The organism is Bacillus sp. FJAT-45037 (assembly GCF_002797325.1).
In the GTDB taxonomy this organism is placed as follows: Bacteria; Bacillota; Bacilli; order Bacillales; family Bacillaceae_D; genus Alkalihalophilus.
Window position 1 is genome coordinate 1,944,279 of the sequence record NZ_KZ454938.1, and the last position, 24,512, is coordinate 1,968,790.

Sequence of the window (24,512 nt, forward strand, 5' to 3'; positions counted from 1 at the left end):
TTTACCCTCCTGACAACTCTCGAACTCAATTCTTTCCTCATAAGTTCCAAAAAGGTACATTTACTGAGCTGGTATCTGTCGAACGAGCTCCCTTAGTTGTATTACACTTTTCGCAAAGCAACTGCATGTTTGAAGCGTCATTACTTCCAAACAATTGTAATGGAATTATATGGTCTATATGTATCGAATTTTGACTTCTTATTAAATTAGATAGGTCACAACGACAAATAACACAAGTACCCTTATCTCTATGCAAAACAGCTGATTTTAACCATTCTGGAAAGTATTGACGCTTGAGTCTATTCTTACTCGTTACATACTCTGGATACGTTTCCTTAATAGTCTCCATTTCTTTTTCAATAAAAGTAGATAACTCTAAATGGAAATCATGTATGAACTTTCTATCTTGAAAAATAAATTGAAATGCTGAGTGAACAATTAACTCATCTAACTCATTATTATATTCATTAGCATAATTAATCCACTCTTCAATAACCTCTGTACAACTACATTTAAAGTGTCCATATTGATCATTACAACTTTCTATACTTGGAATGGGAAGGTTTGGTTTTAAGTTCACCTCATCTAAAGTTCTTACAATAAAGTTGTATACATATTCCATATCATCAGAGTTCTTCTTCAATCCATCAATCTCTTCATAAATATCTTGGAAGAAATACAAATAATGATGTACAGCTGTTAATCTGCTTGGCTTTACAATACTATCAATAATTTCATCTTTAAAAATGTCAAAAGCCTCATGACGAAACTCCCAAAAGTTTGTTACAGCCAAACCAGCTAGTCCAATTCCAGAACTAAGAGCCATATGTTGCTCTTTTAGAGCCATAACACCCCCACCTTTCCTTTTTCTTCATTATAGATAAAAACCTTTCATACTTCGAGTTCATTCCACACATTTCCATTAAATACTTTTCTTTATTAATTAAAAATGTAACCAAACATTAAAAAAGAGCCAACTCAAAAGAGCCAGCTCTGTAAATCTATTCTTCTATATTTTTATCGTAAGTAATAAAGGGAGGAAGTTCACGCTCATCAAGTAACCTCTCCAAGCGTTCGTATTGCTTTGGTTGCTTTGGAGTGACTGTGAGAAGAATATCAATCAGCTCAACCTTAATGATAAAGTTATTCCCATGTCTCCATACTCTAATTGGTGAATGAAAGTTCATTATAGTAGGTCTCTCAGAGGGTTATTCTCATCAAGCGTCTCCTTGAGCTCCTCATTCCAATAACCAAGATAAAGTGTGGTAGTAGCAACTTTTGAGTGCCTTGCTAATAGTTGAACCTCTCTCAAGTTTGTACCGTTTTTGAGAAGTGACTTCAAGAAATAGTTTCTTAGTGTATGAGGTGAAAAGTAAGTTTCAATTCCCAGCTTAGTTCTCAACCTCTTAAAGATATTTTGAATGGAGTCCTTCTTCAATGGCTCACCCTTTAAAGTGACAAACACTGAGACTGGCACTCTCCCAAGCTTCCTCTGGAGATAATCTTTGTAATCCAATAGCTCAGCTCTCAAACTCTCTGAGAGTGGTATTGATTGAGCTTTCCTTGACTTGCTCGTTCTGATTGTGATAAGAGAGCCTTCCACCTCAATGTCATCCCACTTCAAGGAACAAGTTTCAGACAACCTAGCTCCAGTACCAGCCATAAAGAGAATGAGCGTTACATTACGTCTGGCTTGGAAGCTGTTCTCTCTTCTGTGTGTCCTTCTCAAATAACGTAAAACATCTCTCAAGTCTTTCTCTGCAAGTATCTTTGGCGAGCTATCATCTCTTCTCATTTTAACTCCAGTGGTGAATGGCTCTTCTGTCATTTTCTCTTGACAGAGCCAATTCGCTAAAGACCTCATAAGCTTCAACTTGGTGTTAATTGTTTTGGGTTGGTTAGACCTCACTTCAATACAATACATGAGATAAGCTTTTGTGTTCTTTCCGTTGAGTTGTTCAATTCGTTCAATACCTTCTTGATTAAGCCACTCATTCCAGACTTTGAAGAAGTCAACATAACTCCTCAAGCTTTTCTCAGTGAGACCCTCATACTTTCTTTCTGCTAAAAATTCCTTCTGTACCATTTCAATTAAAGCCATCAAAAAAACCTCCTCAGTAGTCTCTACAAGATTGACTTGTACAGAGTTACTAAGAAGGTTGTTTTTAGCTCACATATTGAGCTCTGTGCATATAACACTTGAAAAGTTTGGTATGACCCGTACTGGGCTCGAACCAGTGACCTCCACCCTGTCAAGGTGGCGCTCTCCCAACTGAGCTAACGGATCAAGTTATGTAGTAACGACACTTACTAATATACATGATAAATCTTTATTTTGTCAACACTTCTATTCAAAAAATTATTACTAGAAAGAAAGCGTGACTATTGTCCGTCACGCTTTCCTTATTCACATGATGGTAGGTGGATCGTCACTTCTGTCCCCCATCCTATTTTGCTTTCAATCGATAGGTGACCTTTATGGTTTTCAATGACTTTGTAACATACCATTAAACCAATGCCTGTTCCCTTGATTTTTGTGGAGTAATACGGTTCTCCGAGTTTAGCTAGTTCTTCTTGTGCCATGCCTATCCCGTTATCTTTTACAATAAATTGGAGGAAATCTTTCGTGTTAGTGATCTTCAACGTTAATGTACCATGCATTTCCATCGCTTCTATCGCATTTTTAAATAGGTTAATAAACACTTGTTTTAGTTGATGTGGTACCCCTTTAATATACGTTGGGTCATGTGAAGTCAAATTTATTTGAATATCTTTAAGCGTCGCTTCGGTATCAACCTCTCGTAAGCACTCGATTGCTAGTCTTGACACATTAATTCGTTCTTTTTGAATCGCACGTGGTCTTGCTACAAGAAGAAGCTCTTCAATAATGTCATTGATCTGATTAATCTCTTGCATTAATACGTCTCGATATGGCTCTAGTTGTTGTTCGGTTAATTGAAAGAAACCTTTCAGGGTCGTTAGCGGATTACGAATTTCATGAGCAATGCCTGCTGCTAGTTCACCTGCTAGTGCTAACTTTTCCGATCGTCTGAGTGAGTCCTTACGTTCCTTACTATCTGTGATATCCCTACTAATGAATACAAAGGACTTCGCTTCTCCCTTAGTTGAAAGAATTGGCACCCCTTTACCCTCGAGCAAATGGTAATGTCCCTCTGCATGCAATTTCCGGTAAACAACAGCTTCACTCGGTCGATGTGTTTCCTCCATTATCTTTATCGTCTGTGTCACTCGCGTACGATCATTCGGATGAATATAGTGTAAGATATGCTTTCCCATCAATTCGGACGGATGATAACCTAACACGGGATGATAAGAACTCGATGCAAGCAAGTAATGACCCATTTTATCTGTGAGACAAATGATATCATAGGAGTTTTCAACAATCATTTGGTACTTATCTTGAATGATGATCGACAAGTCTTCCAGGTCACATGCTGAATTTTTCTTTTTGGCCACCCCATAGATGGCAATCACTTCTCCGTCTACGATATGTGGAATATTCATGATGTATAAAGGAACAGTATGAGTGCCCAGTTTCAGCTGAATATCATACACTTGAATTTCACCTGAACATGCCTTTTCAAAATGTTCTTTGACATTCAATTTATCCCCAACAAGTAAGAGTTGCTCGTAATGGATTCCCTTATAAGCAAATGCATCTATACCTGCTAACTCTTCCGCTTTTTTATTCATATCGACAAAGAAACCATGACGATCGAGAACAAATATGGCATCTTTGTCTTGATTAAAAAGATCATTCATATGCATCTCAGGTACTGATCGTTCGGCCTTGTCTTTGACATACAGTGTGAAGTACCTTTCACCGCTTTGTTCAAATATTAAATTCGCTTCGACTTCAGCTTCTCCATGAGGAAGCTGAAAGTGACCGTTCCATTCAGACAGTTCCTCAAAATAAGTAGGAGCAAACTGACTTAACATCAGATTTAAATCATGTATATTTATGGCGTGTCTTTGTAAGAAATCTGTTATTTGTTCATTAATACAAACAAATTCTAGTGTGTCGCTCTCTCGTCTCCAGCAACTAAGGACCGTCGGAGAAGATAAATGTAGAACCATCTGCTTCAATGTTCGTAAATTCCATTCACCTTGTAAGATTGTACTCATCTCTCCTCCTTCTCCCACTATTATAAAACTGAGAAAAATAAATTTTTTCTTTTGTTATTCCATTCGACAGAAAGAGCTTAATCCCTCTTTTTTTCTCTAATTATTCCCATTGAATTTGAACATCTGTTCGTATATACTAAAAACCAAACAAACGTTCTATAAGGTGAGTCGATTATGAAAAAACGACAGATTTTATTAATTGATATGGAATCATTTTATGCTTCTGTTGAGAAGAGTTTTTATCCTCACTCTAGAGGTAAACCAACCGTTGTCTCAGGAGACCCCGAGCGACGAAGTGGTGTCATTCTTGCCGCTTGTCCTATAGCGAAAGAATACGGCATTAAGACAGCTGAGCGCCTTTGGGAGGCGCAACAAAAGTGTCCTCACTTAGTTATCGTCAAACCGAAGATGCAGACGTATGTCGATGTCTCAACCCATATCACAACCATTCTTCAACGATATAGCGATCTCGTCGAACCTTATTCAATTGATGAGCAATTTGTCGATGTTACCCATACAGTCCACCTTTTTGCGTCGGTCGGAGAATTAGCTAAGAAATTACAGCAAGAGATCCGTATGGAAACAGGTGTATTTGCGAGAGTCGGGATCGGGGAGAATAAATTATTGGCGAAGATGGCGTGTGATCACTTTGCAAAAAAGAATGAAAGTGGGTTGTTCGAATTGACCTATGACAAGGTTGCGACAACACTTTGGCCTTTGCCGGTCGATGCTCTGTTTGGTGTCAGCACACGTATGAGACAACATTTTCACAATATGGGGATTCGTACGATTGGGCAGCTCGCCAACACTCCTCTTGCCCGCTTAAAGAAGAAATGGGGCATTCCTGGGCACGTATTATGGGAGAGTGCCAATGGCTTTGATGAATCTCCTGTTCATTTCAAGTCAATACAAGGGGAGAAAGCCATTGGGCATGCGATGACGCTTCCCCGTGATTATCAAAACTTTGAAGAGATTAAAGTCATCTTACTAGAGCTATGTGAGGAAGTATCACAACGAGCGCGAAAACAACAACTAGTAGGTGAGACGATCAAAGTCTTTGCTAAGGGAGCAAGCTATGAGACCCCTAACTCATTTTTACGGCAGAAGCCTTTGCATGCTGCAACTAATTATAGCCTTGACCTACATGAGGTCGCTGTTCCGTTGTTTCATCAGTTTTGGAATCAAGAACCCGTTCGTCAAATCGGAATTACCTTAACGAAGCTCTCCTCTGCTAGTGAACGGCAATTAACCCTTTTTGACCACGACTGGGAGCAAAAAGAACGAATTGGGGCTTGCATGGACTTGATTCATTCACGCTACGGAAAAGCCTCTCTCGTCCGTGCGTCATCTCTTACCAAAGCAGGGCAAGTTTTTGAGAGAGCGAAAAAAATTGGAGGACATTATAAATGAATACATTCACAGAACCGAGATTACAACGAGGCAATCTTCTTTGGGAAGGAAGTCGCTTCTTATTACCTGAACATAAACAATCGATTCTCCCCCTATTTCAACATAAGAAACAAAAAGAAAAGCCCATTCTAGATGAGCAAGCCTTTGGCGAGATTGAACGAGCGCTCTCAGAAGCGATCACTCGAGGTGTCGAAGTCTGTCTCTCCTACTGGGAACACGGCGACTTTCAAACATTAGTCGGGACCCCCATTCGATTTGATCAGACAACAAAACGCTTGATCGTTAAAGATTCTTTTGATGAGACGTTTCCCGTGTCGATAGAATCAATGATTGATGCCCGCATTCAGAATGAATCATAAAAAAACCGCTATTAGAGCAACCTCTAATAACGGTAGTGTATGTGTGATTGGTGCGCCTAGCAGGACTCGAACCTGCAACGCGAGAATCGGAATCTCGTGTGATATCCCTTTCACCATAGGCGCAATCTATTAAAGCAACAGTATATAATGTAGCTTATAAAAGGGGAAGTTGTCAAGACTTTCCCCTTTTTATTGGTTCCTATTATGAGTTTGCAGGTGTTCCTTCTTCAAACATCGTATTGAAACGCTCGTTGATGTCATCTTCAGTGTAACCAGCTTGTCCAAGACGCGTTGCAAAATTCTTTGCCCATAATTGAAGACGTTGTGCCATCTTCGTATATTTCTTCGCTTCGTTACCTTTTGCTTCCTTTGCGCGTCCTTCAGCATTAGACATCACGTTTTCCACGATGAATAAAGCTTTCCAAAGAGTTTCCTCATCAAACTGCTCGTGAGAATCTCCAAGTTCTTTCACAACGCTTTGGTAGTACGCGTTAAAATCTTTGTATGGAATCTCTTCTTCCATATTTAAGTAAACTTGAATTTGATCATATAATGCTTGCATGTCATGCCAACTCCTTTTCTTTTCTGGCCTATTATAGCACATTTCACGAATGTAGGTGAAACGAAATCTAGAGTGTCTTAACGAAGAGAAAACAACAGCTAAAGCCTAATGGCTGGCTGTTGTTTCTATACTATTTACAATGTTGTTCGAATGCATTTTCAAGCTTTTGAACGACTTGAATCGGTTCATGTCCTTCAATTTCATGGCGTTCGACCATCATTTGAATCTCGCCATCTTTCAATAATGCAAATGATGGTGAAGAAGGTGCATATCCTTTAAAGTAATCACGTGCTTTAACTGTCGCTTCTTTGTCTTGTCCAGCAAACACTGTGACAAATCGATCTGGTGTTGTTTCATAGTTTTTCATGTACGCCGCAGCCGGACGGGCAATGCCGCCTGCACAGCCACAAACAGAGTTGACCATCACGAGTGTCGTTCCTTCTTCCTTCATGACACCGTCTACATCCTCGGGTGTTTTTAACTCTTTGTATCCTGCTTCTACCATTTCTTTTCGAGCCGTTTCCACGACATCATTCATATAGAAGTTAAATTGCATAATAAGTCCCTCCAGTATCGATTGTTTCCTCTATTGTACCTGTTCTGTCTATTGCAAACAACAATAGACTCTCATGAAAAAAGAAAAGCTGATGAGAAATCTCATCAGCTTTGAATCATTTTTATTGCAATGCCGTGCGTAGTGCTTCAATATTCTTTGTCATTAAGCTAAAGTAATCTTCATTGTTTTGTACATCTTCTTCAACAAGTGCTTCTAGATTGTGTAAGTAAAGTGCTTTTGCGCCTACTTCATCTTGGACAACTTCAGCAACTTTAGGTGTAATGTTTTGTTCGAACATCACGTAGTTTAATTCATGCTCGTTCGCGTAATTAATGATTTCTTGAAGCTGACGTTGTGACGGTTCATTCGTTGGTGAAAGACCGGCAATACCAATTTGACGGACGCCGTAACGCTCTTCCCAATACCCGTATCCAGCATGAGAAACGAGGAATGTATCTTTATTTGCTTCTTCCGCCATCGCCTGGAAATCTTGATCTAGAGCTTCAAGACCTTCTTTCACTTGATCAAAATTCGATGTGAAATATTCTTCTTGCTCAGGCATAGCATCGATTAGCGCATTCTTAATGTTTTCTGCAAGAGTAATGGAGAGAATCGGATCTAACCAAACATGCGGATCTTCATCATGATCATGAGAATGTCCATCTTCATGGTTGTGGTCATTTTCGTGATCTTCTTCATGTCCATGCTCTTCATGATCGTGGTCATTTTCGTGATCTTCTTCGTGTCCATGCTCTTCGTGATCGTGGTCATAATCAAGGAGGTTGATTCCTTCTGATGCTTGAACGATGGCTACATCTTCGCCCTCAACCGTACTAATTAATGCATCAACAAACCCTTCAAGCCCTGCACCGTTGTAGATAAAAATATTTCCTTCAGCGACCTCAATCATTTGACGTGCAGTCGGTTCAAATGTGTGAGCGTCTGCTCCTACAGGTACCATATTGGTAACGTTGACATAATCCCCACCAATTTTATTCGCAAAATCTTCTAGAGGGAAAATTGTTGTAAATAATTCCAAAGGTTCGATTGTTTCTTCTGTTACTACCTCATCATTGGAGTCAGCTTGTTCTTCAGGTTCTTCTTGACCACCACATGCAGCTAAAAATGCTGATAGGACAAGCATTATTGAAAATAGTTTCGCTTTAAGTTTCATATCGTTCCCCTTTCGTAACAATTACGTTTTATAACCATTACGAATTATATCGGAATTACTACGATTTGTAAAGACCTTCACACCAATAAATCAAAATAAAAACAGCTGTACTTACATACAGCTGCAATCTTAATCATTGTTTACGTCGGCATCGTTTAACGCTTTGACTCGATCTTGAAATTCAGTATTAAGCTTTTCATAATGGGCAAAGATTAGGGGCAATAATTCGGTGATTTCTTGATCATTACGTTCTTTCACAGCTTTTGTTAATTGTTTTTGAAGTTCATGATGATGATCCGTCCACTCTTTGCTTCGGATATCCCCATGCATTATTTCACCACGTTTTTTTGCCTCGTTTAATTTCTTTAAAAGAAGATCACGCTCTGAACGAATCGCCTTCCATTGTTCCACCTGTTCAGGTGTGTACTTTTCTGTGAGCAATTCCATATAGAAGTCTTTATGCACACGGATCGACTCATGAAAATGTTTATTTTTATCTTCTGCATGATTACATCCACATTCCGTAGCATGGATATCTTCCTCTGCACTTACTCGCTCGACTAACGGCTGCCCTGCTACTACTAGCAACACGACGAGTTGAGTGAGTATAAACACTATATGCCGCTTTTTCATCTCCGTCGTCACCCTCTCATTTTCATTTACTCATAGTATGTACTATTGGATAAAAAATCATGTAAAAAAAGCTAGAAGAAGTGGCAAGTACCACTTCTTCTAGCTTCATCTCTTAATAAATAGATGTTGTCTCTTCTGTCATGTTTTCTAGAATTTCTTTTACACGTGCAAGGAAACGTCCACATACTAGACCATCTAGCACTCGATGATCAAGTGATAAGCAAAGGTTAACCATGCTTCGAACGGCAATCATATCTCCAGTAGGACTCTCGATGACTACAGGTCGTTTAACAATCGATTCGACAGAAAGAATCGCTGCTTGCGGGCGGTTAATAATTGGTGTCGATAGTACAGAACCAAATGAACCTGTGTTATTCACTGTAAATGTACCACCTTGCATATCCGCACCTGATAATTTACCTGTACGAACTTTTGTCGCAAGGTCTTGAACTTCGCGACCTATACCTTTGATCGTCTTCTCATCGGCATGCTTAATAACCGGAACATACAAGGCATCATCAGTTGCTACAGCAATAGAAATATTGATGTCTTTTTTCTGAATAATTTTATCTCCAGCCCACATTGAATTCAATTGTGGAAACTCTTTTAAGGCTTCAACCGTCGCTTTAATAAAGAACGGCAGGAATGTTAGATTGAATCCTTCTTTTTGTTTGAAATCACCTTTAACCCCATTACGGAAATGAACAAGATTTGTTACATCGACTTCAACCATTGTCCAAGCATGAGGTGCTTCATGCTTACTTTTTACCATATTCGCTGCAATAGCTTTACGTACGCCCGAGACAGGGATCTCAATATCACCGTGAGCTACTGGAGTGTCTACTTTCTCAGTGGTTGGTGCCTGCTGTGTAGATGATGCTTTAGGCGCTTCGGCTTCTTGTTTTGGTTGCGCTTTTTCAGTCGTCTCTTGTGTAGGTGCACTCACTTGGCCACCTTCATCAATAACCTTCTGAATGTCTTTACGAGTGATTCGTCCACCTTTTCCGCTACCTGAAACCGCTGCAAGGTCGATTCCGTGTTCTTGCGACATTTTTAAAACTGCAGGTGAGTAACGCGCTTTCTGAGAAGTATCCGCTTGTTCTGAAGCAGGAGCTGTCTCTGTAGTGTTACTCGATTCTTTAGAGGGCATGTCGTTTGTAGAATCATTTGACTCTTGGCCTTCGACTTCAATCGTACAAACAGCAACCCCAACGTCGACCGTCTCATCTTCTTGAACAAGTAGCTCTTTAATCGTACCTGTATAAGAAGACGGGACCTCTGCATTTACTTTGTCTGTCATCACTTCTGCAAGTGGGTCGTATTTATTTACTTTATCGCCTGGTTTGACGAGCCATTTGCTAATCGTACCTTCGGTTACACTCTCGCCAAGCTGTGGCATTGTAATTTCAGTAGCCATAAGATCCCTCCGCTTAGAATTCTGCAAGCTCACGCATTGCTTTTTCAACTTTGTCTGGATTAATCATAAAGTATTTCTCCATTGTCGGTGCATAAGGCATTGCTGGAACGTCCGGGCCTGCTAAACGCTGAATTGGTGCATCGAGATCAAATAAACAATGCTCAGCAATAATAGCAGCTACTTCGCCCATAATACTTCCTTCTTTGTTATCTTCTGTGACTAGTAAAACTTTACCCGTCTTACTTGCCGCTTCAATGATCGCTTCTTTATCAAGCGGATAAATAGTACGTAAATCTAAGATATGAGCAGAGATTCCGTCTTTCTCAAGACGCTCTGCTGCTTGTAAGGCAAAGTGAACGGATAAACCGTATGTAATGACCGTAATGTCATCACCTTCACGCTTCACATCCGCTTTACCGATTGGTAGCGTATAATCATCTTCTGGCACTTCTCCTTTAATTAAACGATAGGCACGTTTATGCTCAAAGAAAAGAACAGGATCTTCATCACGGATTGCTGCTTTTAATAATCCTTTCACGTCATAAGGAGTGGAAGGCATAACTATCTTCAAGCCTGGAACACTTGCAAAGATGGCCTCAACCGACTGTGAATGATACAGGGCCCCGTGAACACCGCCACCATAAGGCGCACGAATAGTAATTGGACAATTCCAGTCATTATTTGAGCGGTAGCGAATCTTGGCTGCTTCTGAAATAATTTGGTTAATCGCTGGCATAATAAAGTCAGCAAATTGCATTTCAGCAACAGGCCTCATGCCATACATTGCCGCACCAATCCCAACACCTGCAATCGCTGATTCAGCTAGAGGAGTATCAATTACGCGTGCTTCCCCAAATTTTTCATGAAGGCCATTTGTTGCACGGAAAACCCCTCCGCGCGCTCCAACGTCTTCACCTAGAACAAATACTTTCTCATCGCGCTCCATCTCTTCTCTAAGAGCCATTGTTACAGCTTCAATATATGAAATTACTGCCATGTGAAATCCCCCTTTCTATTCTGCGTAAACGTGATTCATCGTACTTTCAGGATCAGCATATGGTGCTTCTTCTGCATATTCCGTTGCTTCATTAACAATTTTTGCAATACGCTTTTCCATTGCATCGTATGACTCATCTGTTAGCAAACCGACTTCACGAAGGTAGACTGCGAACGTATGAATCGAATCAAGCTTCTTCGCTTCCTCTACTTCTTCGCGAGCACGGTAGGCACGATCATCATCATCACTAGAATGAGGTGTCAGACGATAAGACACCGTTTCAATTAATGAAGGACCCTCGCCACGACGACCACGTTCTGCCGCCTCCTTGACCGCTGCATAAACAGCTAATGGATCATTTCCATCAACGGTTACACCTGGCATGCCATAACCAATCGCACGATCTGATACATTTTTACATGCTAGCTGTTTCTCGATTGGAACAGAAATTGCATATTTATTGTTTTCACACATTAAAATGACAGGTAGCTTATGCACGCCTGCAAAGTTTGCTCCCTCATGGAAATCACCTTGGTTAGATGACCCTTCACCAAATGTTGTAAAGGTCACAAAGTCTTCTCCTTGCATTTTTCCAGCAAGAGCGATTCCTACTGCATGAGGAACCTGAGTCGTAACGGGCGATGAGCCTGTAACAATTCGATTCTTCTTTTGTCCAAAGTGACCTGGCATTTGGCGCCCCCCTGAGTTGGGATCTTCTGCTTTGGCAAAAGCTGAAAGCATTAAATCACGAGCCGTCATACCAAACGTTAACACAACACCCATGTCGCGATAATAAGGTAAGATATAATCTTTGTTGCGGTCAAGTGCAAAAGCTGCCCCTACTTGTGCAGCCTCTTGACCTTGACAAGAGATCACAAATGGAATCTTTCCCGCACGGTTTAGTAACCACATACGCTCATCCGTTTTTCGAGCGAGTAACATCGTTTCATACATCTCAAGAACTGTTTCATCTGAGATTCCTAATGATTGATGACGATTTTCAGCCATAATAATTCCTCCTTAAAAGCTAGTTTTATGAATGAATCGCAATTCCATCGACAGCAAGTGCTGCTTCTCCAATCACTTCAGAGAGCGTTGGATGCGGGTGGATTGTATGTGCAATTTCAAAATGAGCAGCGTCAAGTACTTTTGCTAGTGCCGCTTCAGAAATCATATCTGTTACATGAGGACCGATCATGTGAACACCTAATACATCATCATTATCGGCATCCACAATAATTTTAACAAAACCGTCAGTTTCTCCGAAAACAAGGGCTTTCCCGATTGCTTTAAATGGGAATGTGCCAATCTTCACTTGATGACCACGCTTTTTTGCTTCTTCTTCGGTTACACCAACGCTTGCCATCTCTGGATGACTATAAATGCATTTGGCGACAGTGTCATAGTTAATCGGATCAGGTTGTTTGCGCGCGATGTGGTCAACAGCAATAATCCCTTCATGAGAAGCTACATGAGCTAATTGTAAGCCCCCAATGACGTCTCCGATCGCATAAATATGAGATTCTTTTGTCTGGTAGAATTCATTCACATTGATTACACCGTTTTCAACAACAATGTCCGTATTTTCAAGACCAATATCTTTGACATTTGCCGCACGTCCTACGGAAACAAGCAATTTGTCTGCTGTGAACACTTCTTCATTTCCTGCAATTTCAGCTTTAATGGAAACGCTCTCACCTTTTTCAATAGATTCGGCAAGGACCTTTGCATCTGTAACAATGTTGATTCCTTTTTTCTTCAATATCTTCGCTGCTTCTTTTGAAATATCTTGATCTTCTGTAGGAAGAATGCGAGAACCGTATTCAATAACCGTGACTTCTACTCCAAAATCATTAAGCATTGAAGCCCATTCAATACCGATTACTCCACCACCAACGATCAACATTGAAGAAGGCAATGTTTCCAATTGAAGCGCTTCATCTGATGTAAGAACAAGATTTCCGTCTACTTCAAGACCTGGTAACGTGCGCGGAGCAGACCCCGTCGCCACGATGACATTTTGAGGGATCAACATCATGTTTTCATCCCCATTTTTCATCTCTACCGAAATCGTCCCCGGTGTCGGTGAGAAAATGGATGGTCCGAGAATTCGGCCCATGCCTTCAAATACATCGATCTTCCCTTTTTTCATTAAGTGCTGAACACCACGATGAAGTTGTTCAACGATTGAATCTTTTCGCTTTTGAACTTTTGCAAAATCAAGTGAGACATCCCCTGTCAGTACACCAAATTCATCTGAGCGCTTAGCAGTCGAGTAGACCTCCGCACTTCTTAATAGGGCTTTACTTGGGATACATCCTTTATGTAAACATGTTCCGCCTAGCTTTTCCTTCTCTACCACTGCGACTTTTAAGCCATGTTGAGCAGCACGGATGGCGGCTACGTAGCCACCAGTCCCTGCACCTAGTATGACAAGATCATATTCTTCAGCCATCCTAATCACTCCTTCTTTCTTTTGAAAGCTATCTTATCTACGAGAAATAATGTTGTGTTCATTTTGCAAAAATTGACGACGCGAACGACGCATGCGTTCGATTCTTTCTTCTGCCATACGGTCTGCTGCTCTATATGTTGGTAGCTTATCACGATTTGCAATCTCAAATACTTTAGCTACATTCTCATAAATACCTTCTACCTTTTTCATCGCACGTTCACGGTTATACCCATTTAACTCATCTGCTACATTAATTACTCCTCCAGCATTGATGACATAATCAGGTGCATAGGCAATGCCCATTTCATGGATTAGATTACCATGTCGTTCTTCTTTTAATTGATTATTTGCTGCTCCAGCAATGACTTTTGCTTTTAATTGCGGAATCGTTTGATCATTAATGATAGCCCCTAAAGCACATGGTGCAAAGATATCACAGTCTACACTATAGATATCGTTAACATCGACAGCTTTTGCACCGAAATCGGTTACTGCACGATCCACGGATTCTTTATGAATGTCTGTCACAATTAAATTTGCGCCTTCTTCGTGTAGATGTCTGCATAGGTTATACGAAACGTTTCCTACACCTTGAACAGCTACTGTTCTTCCTTCTAGATCATCTGTACCGAAAGCTTCCTTCGCTGCAGCTTTCATTCCTACATACACTCCGTATGCTGTAACTGGCGACGGGTTGCCTGATGAACCGAAAGCTGGCGAGATGCCCGTTACGTAATCAGTTTCTTCATGAATAATATCCATATCTCCAACGGTTGTTCCTACATCTTCAGCTGTGATGTAACGTCCATTTAAGCCTTGAATATAACGTCCGAATGCACGGAACATTTCTTCATTTTTATCTTTACGAGGGTCACCAATGATAACTGTTTTCCCCCCACCTAAATTTAAACCTGCTGCAGCGTTTTTATATGTCATACCTCTTGCAAGGCGAAGCGCATCTTCAAATGCGTCTGCTTCTGTTTCATACATCCACATTCTCGTTCCACCTAATGCAGGTCCGAGTGTTGTATCATGGATGGCAATAATTGCTTTTAAACCAGATAATTTATCCTGACACACCACGACTTGTTCGTAGTCATAAAATTCCATATCTTTAAACAGTTCCATCTTACATCCTCCTCATATACAGAAAAAGTTCCATCTGTTATTACTACTTATTAGTATTGCAAAAACTGTGCCAACCTAATACAATTCAATTCAATTGGTTTTAGTACGCTTCTTCTTATAAATAACGACCTCAACCATGCAAATTTTATCATACTATGCAAGGTTTTGCATGCAATATTAATCAAGGTTAGCTTTTTCAAGCTTATAATATAATGATCGAATCGATATATTCAACCTCTTGGCTGCTGCAGTTTTGTTGCCTCCACATTGTTCTATCGTTTCTTTTAATACATTACGTTCATAAGTTTCCATCAATTCTTGCAGTGATTTTCCTTCAGTCTGTGTTGGCCTTATACCAGGTTGAACAGGCATGGTCCCTTTATCATACAACAATGGAAGGTGCTCCTTAGAGATCTCCGTCACGCCAGCTTCCATATAAATCATTGCGCGCGCTAATACATTTTCTAGTTCTCGAACATTGCCTGGCCAATGATACGACTTTAAATAATTTAATGCTTCGACCGTGAGACGATGAAGGTAGCGACCATAATCTTGATTAAGTTTTGCAATCAAATGGCTTGAAAGTTCAAGTAAATCACCCGTGCGCTCACGTAATGGCGGGATATAAATCGGCATTTTATTTAGTCGATAATAAAGATCTTCACGAAACTCTTTCTCAACGATTGCTCGCTCTAAGTGAACATTAGTCGCAGCAATGACGCGAACGTCAATGGAGATCGCTTTGGTCCCACCAACACGAACGATTTCTTTTTCCTGCAAAACACGGAGGAGCTTTGCCTGCATGTTACTAGAGAGCTCTCCAATCTCATCAAGAAAAATGCTGCCTTGTTCAGCTTCTTCAAACAAACCTTTTTTCCCTCCACGCCGCGCTCCCGAAAAAGCCCCGTCCTCATAACCAAACAATTCACTTTCTAGCAAAGACTCAGTCAAAGCAGCACAATTCACGCGAATAAAAGGAGCGTGGCATCTCTTGCTTTCATTATGTATAGCATGGGCGAATAGTTCTTTTCCTGTTCCAGATTCCCCTCTAAGTAAAATCGTCACTGGAGTCGAGGCCGCCATTTTTGCTTGCTCGATCGCCACTTGCATCTCAGAAGAAGAACCGACAATCTCATCAAAAGAATACTTTGCTTGCAAGGATTCAAGTAGTTGTTTGGCACGTTTTAATTCACGGTTTAGGGATTTGATTTCTGAAACATCGTGAATTACTCCCACACTCCCCTTAATTTCTCCATCGACAATTACAGGAGCGACATTCACAACAACATCTCGTTTTCCTGGGCCGACTTTAAGTGGGACACCGCGGACAGCTTTTCTCGTTTTCAACACTTTTAAATGCATACTTTCGCCCTCAGAAATATCTGCTGTCGCTGGTTTATTAATAACTTCCTCTCTTTTAAGTCCTGTAAGACGGGAGTAGGCGGGATTAATCATAATCCCGTTCCCACGCTCGTCCACCACCGAAATCGCATCATCGGAAGAATGGATAATCGCTTCTAACATAGTTTGAATACTTTTTAAATTGGTCACTTGTTCAGCCATCTCAACAATCTCTGTCACATCTTTAAAAATAGCTAAAGCCCCAATGCAACGCTCTCCTTCAAATAAAGGCACTCGTGTCGTTAAAATCGTCAATCCGTTTTCAAAACGTTGCTTTTTATTATGCTCTTCATTTTTAGTTTGAATCACACGTGGCAAACCACTAGATATCAGAACGTCTTGAATATGTCGACCTATAGCATCTTTGGACTCGATTCCGGACATTTTTGAAGCAGCTTGGTTAAAAAAAAGCACCTCTGATTTATCATTCACCGCAATCATCCCATCATGTGTTGAATTTAAGATGGTCTCTTGAATCGATGATTGTTGATTCAATGTGTTAATTAAGTTATCTTTCTCTTCAATTAATGAAAAAAACAACCTAGCAATTCTCGAAGGAACAATCGTTGTTCCTGATTTCACTTGCGCCTGAAGCGATTCTAATACGTCCTTTTTACCCGTAGCTTCAAAAACAATATCAACTTCTTCTGTGTAGCAGTCAAACCAATTTGTGCACGTTCTGATGTTGTATTTTTTTGCTACGTCTATCCCCTCAGCTTGAATATTCACATCAGCAACAGCTAATACTCGGATATATTCCATCTCAAGAAGCATATGTAAAAGAGCTGTGCCTCCTCTTCCGGCCCCGATTAGAAGTACGTTCTTCATACAACAACTCCTCCCTTTTTCAAAGCAGATGTGCATGATCCTCACAAAAACTCGAAGGATACAAATCAATCATCCATTTCGCATTATAAAACGCTTTCTCTATTCTCCACTATTACGCATATTTCGTGAACATGCAAGGTCCTTCGTATACAAGAGCTGTTTTTTCCGTTACTATAATAGTCATAAGAGTGTCTAAATGAAAGAGGTTTGATGATGGGACGATTTATCGCTTTAATGATTCTTGTCATACCTGGAATTATCGCTGGGTACGGCATAAAACTAATGCGGGATACGATTTTTGCATTAATTAATTCACCTTACCCTAACTTATCTGTACAATTTCTAGTAGGTTTTATCTTCTTTATAGCTGGACTCGGCTTTATCGGTGGATTTATCTTTCATCGAGATAAGAAAAATGGAAAAATTGCTCCAAGATTTAAAAACAAATAACGAGAAGGCTCTTAATGTTGAGCTTTCTCGTTATTTTTGTTGGAACGGCACCCCGATCCTATCAATCCAGCGTAAAATTCGGAATTCATTAATAATCGCTGAAAATGATACTTTCTCTGCAACGAAGATTATGCCACCTGCAATAAACAAAGCCACCCATTGAATCTGAGGAGGAGTAAACTGGATCATCATGATCGCCACCACTGCACCAACTGCGGTTGCCCCATTATCACCAAGCATAGCCTGTCTATGCCCTTCAAGAACATACCACAAATATACTATGGCCAACCCATAAATGAGTAAAAAGAAGGCCGGTGCAGGAAAGCTTAACAACAATGGAATGAAAATGGCGACTGTTACCTTCCATACGCGGAGTGGCCTGGTATCAAACAAGTTCATAACATGCGGCATCCAGACAAGAAGCGAAAAATAACGTATACCTTCGGCTAAACTTTGAATATCAAGAGAAAAAACAAATAGAAGTGCTAAACCAATAGTACCAATTAGCTTGATAAAGCCTGTAGTTGGACTTTTCTTCTTCAACACGCTAAACAAATGCCCTCTTAACCCTTTTGTTTCCTTAGATCCATAGCGATCATCAATAAATCCTAACACCCAAATACCACCAACAAATAGAAGGGCCTCATTAGAAAAGGCGAAAGAGTAGACTTCACTTTCGACAACACCACAAAACGTCGCATATCCAAATAAGATAAAAATACCTAAACTGAATGGAATTCGTTTATTCTCGTAATTGACCACTGTCCACTTCAATGACTTAAATGCAACCATACTTACGTATGCAGCTAGCGGAATAAGAATCAATAGGGCAATCATTTTCGCACCACTTTCACATGTCGTTCAATCTCTCTCCATTGCTTGAATCGATGCAAGAAACCTCGAAATGATTTTCCCATTTCGCGATGAGCCATTGTCGTCTCTACTTCCATAATTTTAGCGCCACTTTTCAGGAGATCGATCGTCATTTTCGTTTCTACTCCGAACCCTTCATACTGCTCCTTAAGCAAAACATCTAGCCATTTTCGACGAAATGCTCGTTGACCTGACAAAGGGGCGCTAATGAACACTCCCGTCTGCCTATAAACAATAGATTGCGCTCTGCGCCTCACAAATCCTAATCCTGCTTTGCTCCCTGGTTTAAAAAGAGAAATAGTTACATCCATTCCTTTCTCTCGTATAGCGTCAAGAAGATGCTTCACTTCTACAGCAGTCTTCTCAAGGTCTGCATCTACACAAACGATAATTTCTCCTGTAGCCATTCTCCATCCTTCTTGTAACGCACGTCCTTTGCCTTGGTTTTGCGGTAAATCAATTACACGGTCTGCGTAAAGATGTGCGATCGCACTCGTATCATCCCTGCTCCCATCATTGACGACAATAATTTCTAAAAGGTCAGGAATTTTCCGTAAAGCACGCAAAGTGGCTTCCAGTCTAGCTTCTTCATTAAATGCCGGGACAACAACAGACACATCATTCATGACGTAGAGCCCCTTTTTTCCGAAGCCAGTCTTTCCCTTCTGCTAAAAAATGAGTCATTGTCTGATTGACATGATTTTCTTTATCTCTCCACCAGTCATATGCCGATTGAAAACGACTTCTTTTCAGTAGATGTATTCCTTTCAAGTCGGTAATTAAATCTCCTGCTTGAATGCGCGTCAGGACACTAGATGCCATTCCACTTCGTCCTTTTTCAAGAAAATCTCTCATTCCAAAACGACACCCCACTAAGTACAGATGGCGCGCACCCGACCAAAAGGCAGCTTGAATAGCGACATCTTCACTCGTTCCACATAGAGAGACCATATCAAATGGTAAGCCAAGTGCCGCTAGACGCTCCCTTGCAGGCGACGTACCATCTTGATATTGATGGCATATGAGGATTGCCCCGCTTTTTAATGCTTGTTCACTAACTGAGTCCATATCACCAACGATATAATCTGGTTTTAGTCGTTGCTTCAATAGCTCATCTGCTGCCCCGTCAATAGCGACAATCATCATTTTTCGATCAAATGACTCTCTCATATAAAGAAGATCTTTTTCAAAATGACCGCCTCTAGCGACTATTAGCACTTCTTGATTCTTGAGTTGCTCAAACACCCGTGGTACAGGCTGTAGAGTTGTAAACTGTTCTTTTTCACGCGTGGCATATGTTAAAGTATTATCTAAAAAATCACCAAAACGTGCAGCATAGGAAGCACGTGCTAAATTTTGCAGTTGCTTTATTACTTCTTTGTTGTAAGAAGCGACAGAGGCAAATTTTTCAAATCCATTATTTTTTTTTACATAGAGGACATCATCAACTATTAACGCTTCTTCTCCTTCAAGAATAATCGCAGTCTCTTCCATTTTCACAATATCAAAAACCGCAATACCAGCCTTCAGCAATGTTAAGACATTGGTATGGTCATATCTTCCAGTCATTGAAGTAGATCCATTGATTACCGCACGTACTCTTCGTTCAATGAGTCCATTCACCGATACGGTATCAAGGTCTTCATGCCAAATAAATGCGATCGCATTATCCGGTATATATTGAAGTAATTTTTTCGTTCGAATGTCCTCAAACACAGGTCCCAATATCACTCGACTCATCAACAACACCCTCTCTCTTTCGCTTAGTCTTAGTATGAACAGAATTTACAAAATTACTAAAGCATAAAAACAAATAAACCGTTTCAAGCCTAATGGCTTGAAACGGTTTATTTGTTATCGTCATTCTCATTCTTTCAGGATACTTTGTGTTCAATTCGCAACTTATCTGCAACCATCGCAATGAATTCGGAGTTCGTTGGCTTTGCTCTCGTATGACTGACCGTGTAACCAAACAAACTAGAAATCGATTCAATGTTTCCGCGGCTCCATGCTACTTCAATTGCATGACGAATCGCACGTTCAACGCGACTTGCCGTTGTATTAAATTTCTTGGCGATATCTGGATATAGCACCTTGGTAATTGAACCTAATAATTCAATATCATTATAAACCATTGTAATTGCTTCACGTAAGTACATATAACCTTTAATATGAGCTGGCACACCAATCTCGTGAATAATATTGGTAATGCTTGCATCTAAATTAAAGCCTCTGTCGTGATGATTAGATTGTGCAAAGTTTAATGAATTTGGTGATTTTTGTACGAATGATCGTTTTGTTCCACCAATGTCTCGAATGTTGGAAATTAATTCTTCCATGTCAAACGGCTTTAATACATAATATGCCGCACCAAGATCAACAGCTCTTTTTGTCACATCTTCTTGACCAAATGCTGTTAACATAATAATATTTGGTTTTTTCTTCAAATTTAATTGATGTATACGTTCAAGCACAGCTAGACCATCTAAATGCGGCATAATGATATCTAAAATAAGTACGTCAGGCTGTTCCGACTCAACAAGCGTCAAACATTCTTGACCATTGAATGCCACCCCAAGAACTTCCATGTCATCTTGAGAAGAAATATATTCATTTAATAGATTTACTAACTCCCGATTATCATCCGCAATACAAACTTTTATTTTCTGCACAATACAACCTCCTTGATTCCTGTTAATTTGTCATAAGTTATATTTTCGACAAGGAGTGTGATTATCCTTTTTTTTCTTCGAATTATAATTGTTAATTTCAGTTTTTCTTAAATTAACTATCGATTGCTTTAGTTTTCGACTCTATTCGCTATTTGACATTTGTAATCTTAGGCATTTGTCGAAAATTCTTTATTTCTATTTTAGCTTAACACAGCTTTTGTCAAAAATCACATTTTTTCTATCTGCAAAAAAAAAGAAAACCAAATCGAGTGGCTAACTCGCTTTGGCTTTTTGAATATTTTCATCTTTCACGCCTGCTTCTTCAAGCATCCATCCTATATGACAACCATATCCAGAAGTTGGATCATTTACAAAAACATGAGTAACGGCACCAATTAATTTACCGTTTTGTATAATTGGACTCCCACTCATCCCTTGAACAATTCCACCTGTCGCTTCAAGTAGTTTAGGATCCACTACTTTTATAACCATGCCTTTTGTTGCCGGTTGCTTTTGCGGAACAGAGCTAACAATTTCAATATCAAACTCTTCCACATCTTCCCCGTTGACAACCGTTAAAATTTTTGCAGGTCCTTCTTCTACATGACTTGAGAGCGTCACAGGCATTTTATCATCATGAATATGATTTTTTATCGAATCTTTAGCTAATGTCCCAAAAATTCCGAAGGGACTATTCTTTTCAATCGATCCTAAAATATCACGTTGTTGAGAAAAATTTGCTAACTTCTCACCAGGGTCTCCATTACTTCCTTTTTCAATAGAGGTAACGGATGAACGAATTATTTGACCGTCATGGACAATAATCGGCTTTTGGGTATCTACATCTGAAATAACATGTCCTAACGCACCATATTTTTTTGAAACAGGATCATAAAATGTTAATGTTCCCACCCCAGCTGCCGAATCACGAATGTAGAGCCCCATACGGTAAGAATGTTCTCCACTTGATTTGCGTGGGATTAATTCTTTTGTTATATCTTGTTGATCGCGCTTTAATGTGATCTTTAATGGTCGTTCTTCTTCTCCAGCCGCTTGCACATACTCTGCCACTTGACTCATACGCTCAATTTTATGCCCATCAATACTTGTGATCATATCACCGACCAAAATTTGGGCTTCTTCCCCAGGTGAGGCATCTCCGTTGTCCGTATGAATTAAATGATGTCCAACTACAAGTACACCCTCAGTATTTAATTTTACTCCAATAGACTGTCCACCAGGTATAACTTCGATCTTTGGGAGCACATTAACATGAATATGCTTCACTGGAAAACCAGAAACTTCCATACTTAGTTCCGCTTCGCCTACTTCATGCCCTGTCACTGAAGCTAAACTGTTTGAACCATCATTATTTAATGCAAAGGCAACATTTTCTTCATGTTTCATCACCGGTAGTACACGATTGCTCTTATTCGCTTCATAAAGAGTTGTTTCTTCTCCTTCAAATACGGTAATGGATGTTGGAATTGCGATCCACTCCTTTATTCCCGTTTGAAAAGCCAAGCTAAGAAGAAAAAGAAGACATCCTAATCCAATAATTTTTCTAACTGCATCGCCTCTCACTCACTTCACTCTCCTAGCTCCTAGCCCACACCTCCATGATGGCTGTAATACTAATGTTGCCTTCTGGGTCAACATTTATAACTCTGCAACAAGAAAAAAGCTACCCTTAATTGGCTAGCTTTTCATGTCTGAAGTTAGACGGGTTGTTTTAGTTGCTCAGCGAGTTGTAATAATTCATTGGCGTGTTGTTTCGTAAGTTCTGTTACTTCAACGCCTGAAATCATTCGTGCAAGTTCATCAATTTTATGTTCAAGCGAGAGTGGTGTCACCGATGTACGCACACGATCTTGTTGCTCATGCTTAGAAATATATAAATGAATATCAGCCATAGCTGCAACTTGTGGAAGATGGGTGATACAAAGGACTTGAGAATCATGTGCGATGCTATGAATTCGTTCGGCAATCGCTTGAGCGACGCGACCACTAACTCCTGTATCAACTTCATCAAAAATGACAGACGTAATTTGCTGATGGCTTTGAAAAATCGACTTTAACGCTAACATGATCCGTGAAATTTCCCCACCCGAAGCCGTTTTTGAAAGTGGCTTCATCGGTTCTCCAGGATTTGTAGAAATGAAAAACTCAACTTGGTCCATTCCTTCAGGGCCGAATGAAACAGATTTTCCGTCAATGACAGGACTGTTTTTAGTAACTGGCTTACTGATGATACGAATGTCCATAACTGTCTTTTCCATATACAGTTCTTTTAACTGTTCGTGAATAGCCTTAGTTAAATGTTCCGAAGCTTCTTTACGGATTTGTGTTATTGCTTTCGCTTCGATATAAAGATCCGCCCACGTTGTCTCTAACTCTTTTTGAAGTTCGTGTACACGATCATCTTTATGAAGGATTGTATCAAGTTCTTCTTCAATTTTTGATGCATACTCAAGAATCGTTTCAACGTCTTCGCCGTATTTTCGTTTTAATTGTTGGATGTCATTTAATCGACTTTCAATGAAATTAAGACGATTAGGATCAAATTCAACACCTTCTACTTGATCACGAATGCGAAATGTCGACTCTTCAAGAACATAATAACAATTACTAATCGATTCATGTAGTGCTTGTAGATCTTTATCAACAGTAGCAGCCTCTTCAAGATGCATCATTGCGTTCATTAGATAATCCAATCCTTTTCCATCACCGTAAAGGTTGGCATACGAGTCCTGTAATGCTTGAAAAAGCTTTTCACTATTAGCCAATTTGTAACGTTCTTCATTCAATAATTGGTCTTCATCAGGCTCAAGATTCGCTTCATTAATCTCCTTCAGTTGATACGTCAATAAGTCGATCCGTTGAGCCATTTCTTGTTCATTGTATGTTAACTGTTTCACTTGTTTTTCTAATTGGATCGCTCGCTCATACAAGTATCTATATTCTTTTTTCGTTATAGCTAATTCTTCTTTTGCAAAGCTATCAAGCATTCCAATATGATGCTCAGCCTGCATAAGCGCTTGATGTTCATGTTGACCATGTATATCGACTAAAGCTTGTCCAATCTCTCGCAAGATGCCGAGGGTGACTAACTTTCCATTAACTCGACAAATACTTTTCCCTTGCGCAGTTATGTCACGTCGTAACACGAACATACCATCTTGAACATCTATGCCAAGCTCTAACGCCTTAGCGACAATCGGATGTTTATGTTCAATCGCGAATAACCCTTCAATCTCAGCTCGTTTTTCTCCATAACGAACAAATTCAGCCGATCCACGTCCCCCAAGTAAAAGACCAATCGCATCAATAATAATTGATTTTCCAGCCCCAGTTTCACCCGTGAGAACCGTCAAGCCTTTCTCAAAAGGAATCGTTATTTCTTCAATAATCGCAAAATGTTTAATCGAAAGTTCAATTAGCATGCTATACC

General features: G+C 40.0%; 23 protein-coding genes and 2 tRNA genes. 3 read left to right on the plus strand and 22 right to left on the minus strand.

All coding sequences use genetic code 11. The features are described 5' to 3' along the window. Nucleotides 1–37 precede the first annotated feature (37 nt). The 5 genes from CDZ88_RS09915 to CDZ88_RS09935 form a co-directional block, all read right to left on the minus strand. Nucleotides 38–847 carry an HNH endonuclease gene (locus CDZ88_RS09915; RefSeq protein ID WP_100373402.1) on the minus strand — a complete coding sequence of 270 codons (810 nt, stop codon included), beginning with the start codon at nt 845–847 and terminating at the stop codon, nt 38–40. Between the two features lie 154 nt (nt 848–1,001). Continuing rightward, nucleotides 1,002–1,187 (minus strand): hypothetical protein, encoded by a 186-nt coding sequence (locus CDZ88_RS09920; protein ID WP_100373403.1) that lies wholly within the window; start codon nt 1,185–1,187, stop codon nt 1,002–1,004. Next, nucleotides 1,187–2,101 (minus strand): tyrosine-type recombinase/integrase, encoded by a 915-nt coding sequence (locus CDZ88_RS09925; protein WP_100373404.1) that lies wholly within the window; start codon nt 2,099–2,101, stop codon nt 1,187–1,189. Before CDZ88_RS09925 ends, CDZ88_RS09920 begins: the two co-directional genes overlap by 1 nt. A 113-nt stretch (nt 2,102–2,214) precedes the next feature. Next, nucleotides 2,215–2,287: transfer RNA gene (locus tag CDZ88_RS09930), tRNA-Val, on the minus strand. A gap of 116 nt (nt 2,288–2,403) precedes the next feature. Beyond that, nucleotides 2,404–4,146 carry a PAS domain S-box protein gene (locus CDZ88_RS09935; protein ID WP_100373405.1) on the minus strand — a complete coding sequence of 581 codons (1,743 nt, stop codon included), beginning with the start codon at nt 4,144–4,146 and terminating at the stop codon, nt 2,404–2,406. 174 nt (nt 4,147–4,320) lie between these two features. Between CDZ88_RS09935 and CDZ88_RS09940 the strand changes: the two genes are divergently transcribed. Further along, a complete protein-coding gene (locus tag CDZ88_RS09940; RefSeq protein ID WP_100373406.1) occupies nt 4,321–5,556 on the plus strand; it encodes a DNA polymerase IV in 1,236 nt (411 codons plus the stop codon). After that, a complete protein-coding gene (locus CDZ88_RS09945; protein ID WP_100373407.1) occupies nt 5,553–5,915 on the plus strand; it encodes a YolD-like family protein in 363 nt (120 codons plus the stop codon). The genes CDZ88_RS09940 and CDZ88_RS09945 overlap by 4 nt, the downstream gene beginning before the upstream one ends. Before the next feature lie 48 nt (nt 5,916–5,963). Here the strand turns inward: CDZ88_RS09945 and CDZ88_RS09950 are convergent. From CDZ88_RS09950 to CDZ88_RS10000, 11 genes are all read right to left on the minus strand, one after another. Then, nucleotides 5,964–6,038: transfer RNA gene (locus tag CDZ88_RS09950), tRNA-Arg, on the minus strand. Between the two features lie 79 nt (nt 6,039–6,117). After that, complete coding sequence (locus CDZ88_RS09955) at nt 6,118–6,477, minus strand: hypothetical protein (RefSeq protein WP_100373408.1); 360 nt, start codon at nt 6,475–6,477, stop codon at nt 6,118–6,120. Nucleotides 6,478–6,607: 130 nt separating this feature from the next. Then, the gene (locus tag CDZ88_RS09960) at nt 6,608–7,033 is read right to left on the minus strand and encodes a BrxA/BrxB family bacilliredoxin (RefSeq protein ID WP_100373409.1); all 426 of its coding nucleotides are present in this window, start codon (nt 7,031–7,033) and stop codon (nt 6,608–6,610) included. Nucleotides 7,034–7,154: 121 nt separating this feature from the next. Further along, a complete protein-coding gene (locus CDZ88_RS09965) occupies nt 7,155–8,207 on the minus strand; it encodes a metal ABC transporter solute-binding protein, Zn/Mn family (protein WP_100373410.1) in 1,053 nt (350 codons plus the stop codon). A 129-nt stretch (nt 8,208–8,336) separates the two neighbouring features. Further along, complete coding sequence (locus tag CDZ88_RS09970; RefSeq protein ID WP_100373411.1) at nt 8,337–8,840, minus strand: hypothetical protein; 504 nt, start codon at nt 8,838–8,840, stop codon at nt 8,337–8,339. A gap of 112 nt (nt 8,841–8,952) precedes the next feature. After that, nucleotides 8,953–10,257 (minus strand): dihydrolipoamide acetyltransferase family protein, encoded by a 1,305-nt coding sequence (locus CDZ88_RS09975; RefSeq protein WP_100373412.1) that lies wholly within the window; start codon nt 10,255–10,257, stop codon nt 8,953–8,955. A 13-nt stretch (nt 10,258–10,270) separates the two neighbouring features. Next, nucleotides 10,271–11,254 carry an alpha-ketoacid dehydrogenase subunit beta gene (locus CDZ88_RS09980; RefSeq protein ID WP_100373413.1) on the minus strand — a complete coding sequence of 328 codons (984 nt, stop codon included), beginning with the start codon at nt 11,252–11,254 and terminating at the stop codon, nt 10,271–10,273. A 15-nt stretch (nt 11,255–11,269) separates the two neighbouring features. Further along, nucleotides 11,270–12,262 carry a thiamine pyrophosphate-dependent dehydrogenase E1 component subunit alpha gene (locus CDZ88_RS09985; RefSeq protein WP_100373414.1) on the minus strand — a complete coding sequence of 331 codons (993 nt, stop codon included), beginning with the start codon at nt 12,260–12,262 and terminating at the stop codon, nt 11,270–11,272. Between the two features lie 25 nt (nt 12,263–12,287). Next, nucleotides 12,288–13,709, minus strand: a complete 1,422-nt coding sequence (lpdA, locus tag CDZ88_RS09990) for a dihydrolipoyl dehydrogenase (RefSeq protein ID WP_100373415.1) — start codon at nt 13,707–13,709, stop codon at nt 12,288–12,290. 33 nt (nt 13,710–13,742) lie between these two features. Next, on the minus strand, nt 13,743–14,837 hold the full coding sequence (gene bcd / locus CDZ88_RS09995) for a branched-chain amino acid dehydrogenase (protein ID WP_100373416.1): 1,095 nt from the start codon (nt 14,835–14,837) through the stop codon (nt 13,743–13,745). Nucleotides 14,838–15,014: 177 nt separating this feature from the next. Further along, nucleotides 15,015–17,066 carry a sigma-54 interaction domain-containing protein gene (locus CDZ88_RS10000; protein WP_100373417.1) on the minus strand — a complete coding sequence of 684 codons (2,052 nt, stop codon included), beginning with the start codon at nt 17,064–17,066 and terminating at the stop codon, nt 15,015–15,017. Nucleotides 17,067–17,279: 213 nt separating this feature from the next. Between CDZ88_RS10000 and CDZ88_RS10005 the strand changes: the two genes are divergently transcribed. After that, nucleotides 17,280–17,516, plus strand: a complete 237-nt coding sequence (locus CDZ88_RS10005; protein ID WP_100373418.1) for a DUF2627 domain-containing protein — start codon at nt 17,280–17,282, stop codon at nt 17,514–17,516. 30 nt (nt 17,517–17,546) lie between these two features. Here the strand turns inward: CDZ88_RS10005 and CDZ88_RS10010 are convergent, their stop codons facing one another. The 6 genes from CDZ88_RS10010 to recN form a co-directional block, all read right to left on the minus strand. Beyond that, nucleotides 17,547–18,353, minus strand: coding sequence for a hypothetical protein (locus CDZ88_RS10010; RefSeq protein WP_100373419.1), 807 nt, complete (start codon nt 18,351–18,353; stop codon nt 17,547–17,549). Beyond that, nucleotides 18,350–19,015: a glycosyltransferase family 2 protein gene (locus tag CDZ88_RS10015; protein WP_100373420.1), complete on the minus strand. Its 666-nt coding sequence runs from the start codon at nt 19,013–19,015 to the stop codon at nt 18,350–18,352. The genes CDZ88_RS10010 and CDZ88_RS10015 overlap by 4 nt, the downstream gene beginning before the upstream one ends. Beyond that, the gene (gene steA / locus CDZ88_RS10020) at nt 19,008–20,129 is read right to left on the minus strand and encodes a putative cytokinetic ring protein SteA (RefSeq protein WP_100373421.1); all 1,122 of its coding nucleotides are present in this window, start codon (nt 20,127–20,129) and stop codon (nt 19,008–19,010) included. Before steA ends, CDZ88_RS10015 begins: the two co-directional genes overlap by 8 nt. Before the next feature lie 134 nt (nt 20,130–20,263). Beyond that, a complete protein-coding gene (gene spo0A / locus CDZ88_RS10025) occupies nt 20,264–21,061 on the minus strand; it encodes a sporulation transcription factor Spo0A (RefSeq protein ID WP_100373422.1) in 798 nt (265 codons plus the stop codon). 273 nt (nt 21,062–21,334) lie between these two features. After that, the gene (spoIVB, locus tag CDZ88_RS10030) at nt 21,335–22,645 is read right to left on the minus strand and encodes a SpoIVB peptidase (protein WP_100373423.1); all 1,311 of its coding nucleotides are present in this window, start codon (nt 22,643–22,645) and stop codon (nt 21,335–21,337) included. 134 nt (nt 22,646–22,779) lie between these two features. Further along, complete coding sequence (gene recN / locus CDZ88_RS10035) at nt 22,780–24,504, minus strand: DNA repair protein RecN (RefSeq protein ID WP_100373424.1); 1,725 nt, start codon at nt 24,502–24,504, stop codon at nt 22,780–22,782. Between the last annotated feature and the right edge of the window lie 8 nt (nt 24,505–24,512).

What these genes read in the sequence shown, in the direction of transcription:
- CDZ88_RS09980 (WP_100373413.1), bottom strand. Translation starts at nt 11,254, where the DNA reads ATGGCAGTAATTTCATATATTGAAGCTGTAACAATGGCTCTTAGAGAA.
- CDZ88_RS09920 (WP_100373403.1), bottom strand. Translation starts at nt 1,187, where the DNA reads ATGAACTTTCATTCACCAATTAGAGTATGGAGACATGGGAATAACTTT.
- CDZ88_RS09965 (WP_100373410.1), bottom strand. Translation starts at nt 8,207, where the DNA reads ATGAAACTTAAAGCGAAACTATTTTCAATAATGCTTGTCCTATCAGCA.
- CDZ88_RS09925 (WP_100373404.1), bottom strand. Translation starts at nt 2,101, where the DNA reads ATGGCTTTAATTGAAATGGTACAGAAGGAATTTTTAGCAGAAAGAAAG.
- CDZ88_RS10000 (WP_100373417.1), bottom strand. Translation starts at nt 17,066, where the DNA reads ATGAAGAACGTACTTCTAATCGGGGCCGGAAGAGGAGGCACAGCTCTT.
- steA (WP_100373421.1), bottom strand. Translation starts at nt 20,129, where the DNA reads ATGAGTCGAGTGATATTGGGACCTGTGTTTGAGGACATTCGAACGAAA.
- CDZ88_RS09945 (WP_100373407.1), top strand. Translation starts at nt 5,553, where the DNA reads ATGAATACATTCACAGAACCGAGATTACAACGAGGCAATCTTCTTTGG.
- CDZ88_RS09955 (WP_100373408.1), bottom strand. Translation starts at nt 6,477, where the DNA reads ATGCAAGCATTATATGATCAAATTCAAGTTTACTTAAATATGGAAGAA.
- CDZ88_RS09940 (WP_100373406.1), top strand. Translation starts at nt 4,321, where the DNA reads ATGAAAAAACGACAGATTTTATTAATTGATATGGAATCATTTTATGCT.
- lpdA (WP_100373415.1), bottom strand. Translation starts at nt 13,709, where the DNA reads ATGGCTGAAGAATATGATCTTGTCATACTAGGTGCAGGGACTGGTGGC.
- CDZ88_RS09915 (WP_100373402.1), bottom strand. Translation starts at nt 847, where the DNA reads ATGGCTCTAAAAGAGCAACATATGGCTCTTAGTTCTGGAATTGGACTA.
- CDZ88_RS09975 (WP_100373412.1), bottom strand. Translation starts at nt 10,257, where the DNA reads ATGGCTACTGAAATTACAATGCCACAGCTTGGCGAGAGTGTAACCGAA.
- CDZ88_RS09960 (WP_100373409.1), bottom strand. Translation starts at nt 7,033, where the DNA reads ATGCAATTTAACTTCTATATGAATGATGTCGTGGAAACGGCTCGAAAA.
- bcd (WP_100373416.1), bottom strand. Translation starts at nt 14,837, where the DNA reads ATGGAACTGTTTAAAGATATGGAATTTTATGACTACGAACAAGTCGTG.
- recN (WP_100373424.1), bottom strand. Translation starts at nt 24,504, where the DNA reads ATGCTAATTGAACTTTCGATTAAACATTTTGCGATTATTGAAGAAATA.
- CDZ88_RS10005 (WP_100373418.1), top strand. Translation starts at nt 17,280, where the DNA reads ATGGGACGATTTATCGCTTTAATGATTCTTGTCATACCTGGAATTATC.
- CDZ88_RS09970 (WP_100373411.1), bottom strand. Translation starts at nt 8,840, where the DNA reads ATGAAAAAGCGGCATATAGTGTTTATACTCACTCAACTCGTCGTGTTG.
- CDZ88_RS09935 (WP_100373405.1), bottom strand. Translation starts at nt 4,146, where the DNA reads ATGAGTACAATCTTACAAGGTGAATGGAATTTACGAACATTGAAGCAG.
- CDZ88_RS09985 (WP_100373414.1), bottom strand. Translation starts at nt 12,262, where the DNA reads ATGGCTGAAAATCGTCATCAATCATTAGGAATCTCAGATGAAACAGTT.
- CDZ88_RS10010 (WP_100373419.1), bottom strand. Translation starts at nt 18,353, where the DNA reads ATGATTGCCCTATTGATTCTTATTCCGCTAGCTGCATACGTAAGTATG.
- CDZ88_RS10015 (WP_100373420.1), bottom strand. Translation starts at nt 19,015, where the DNA reads ATGAATGATGTGTCTGTTGTTGTCCCGGCATTTAATGAAGAAGCTAGA.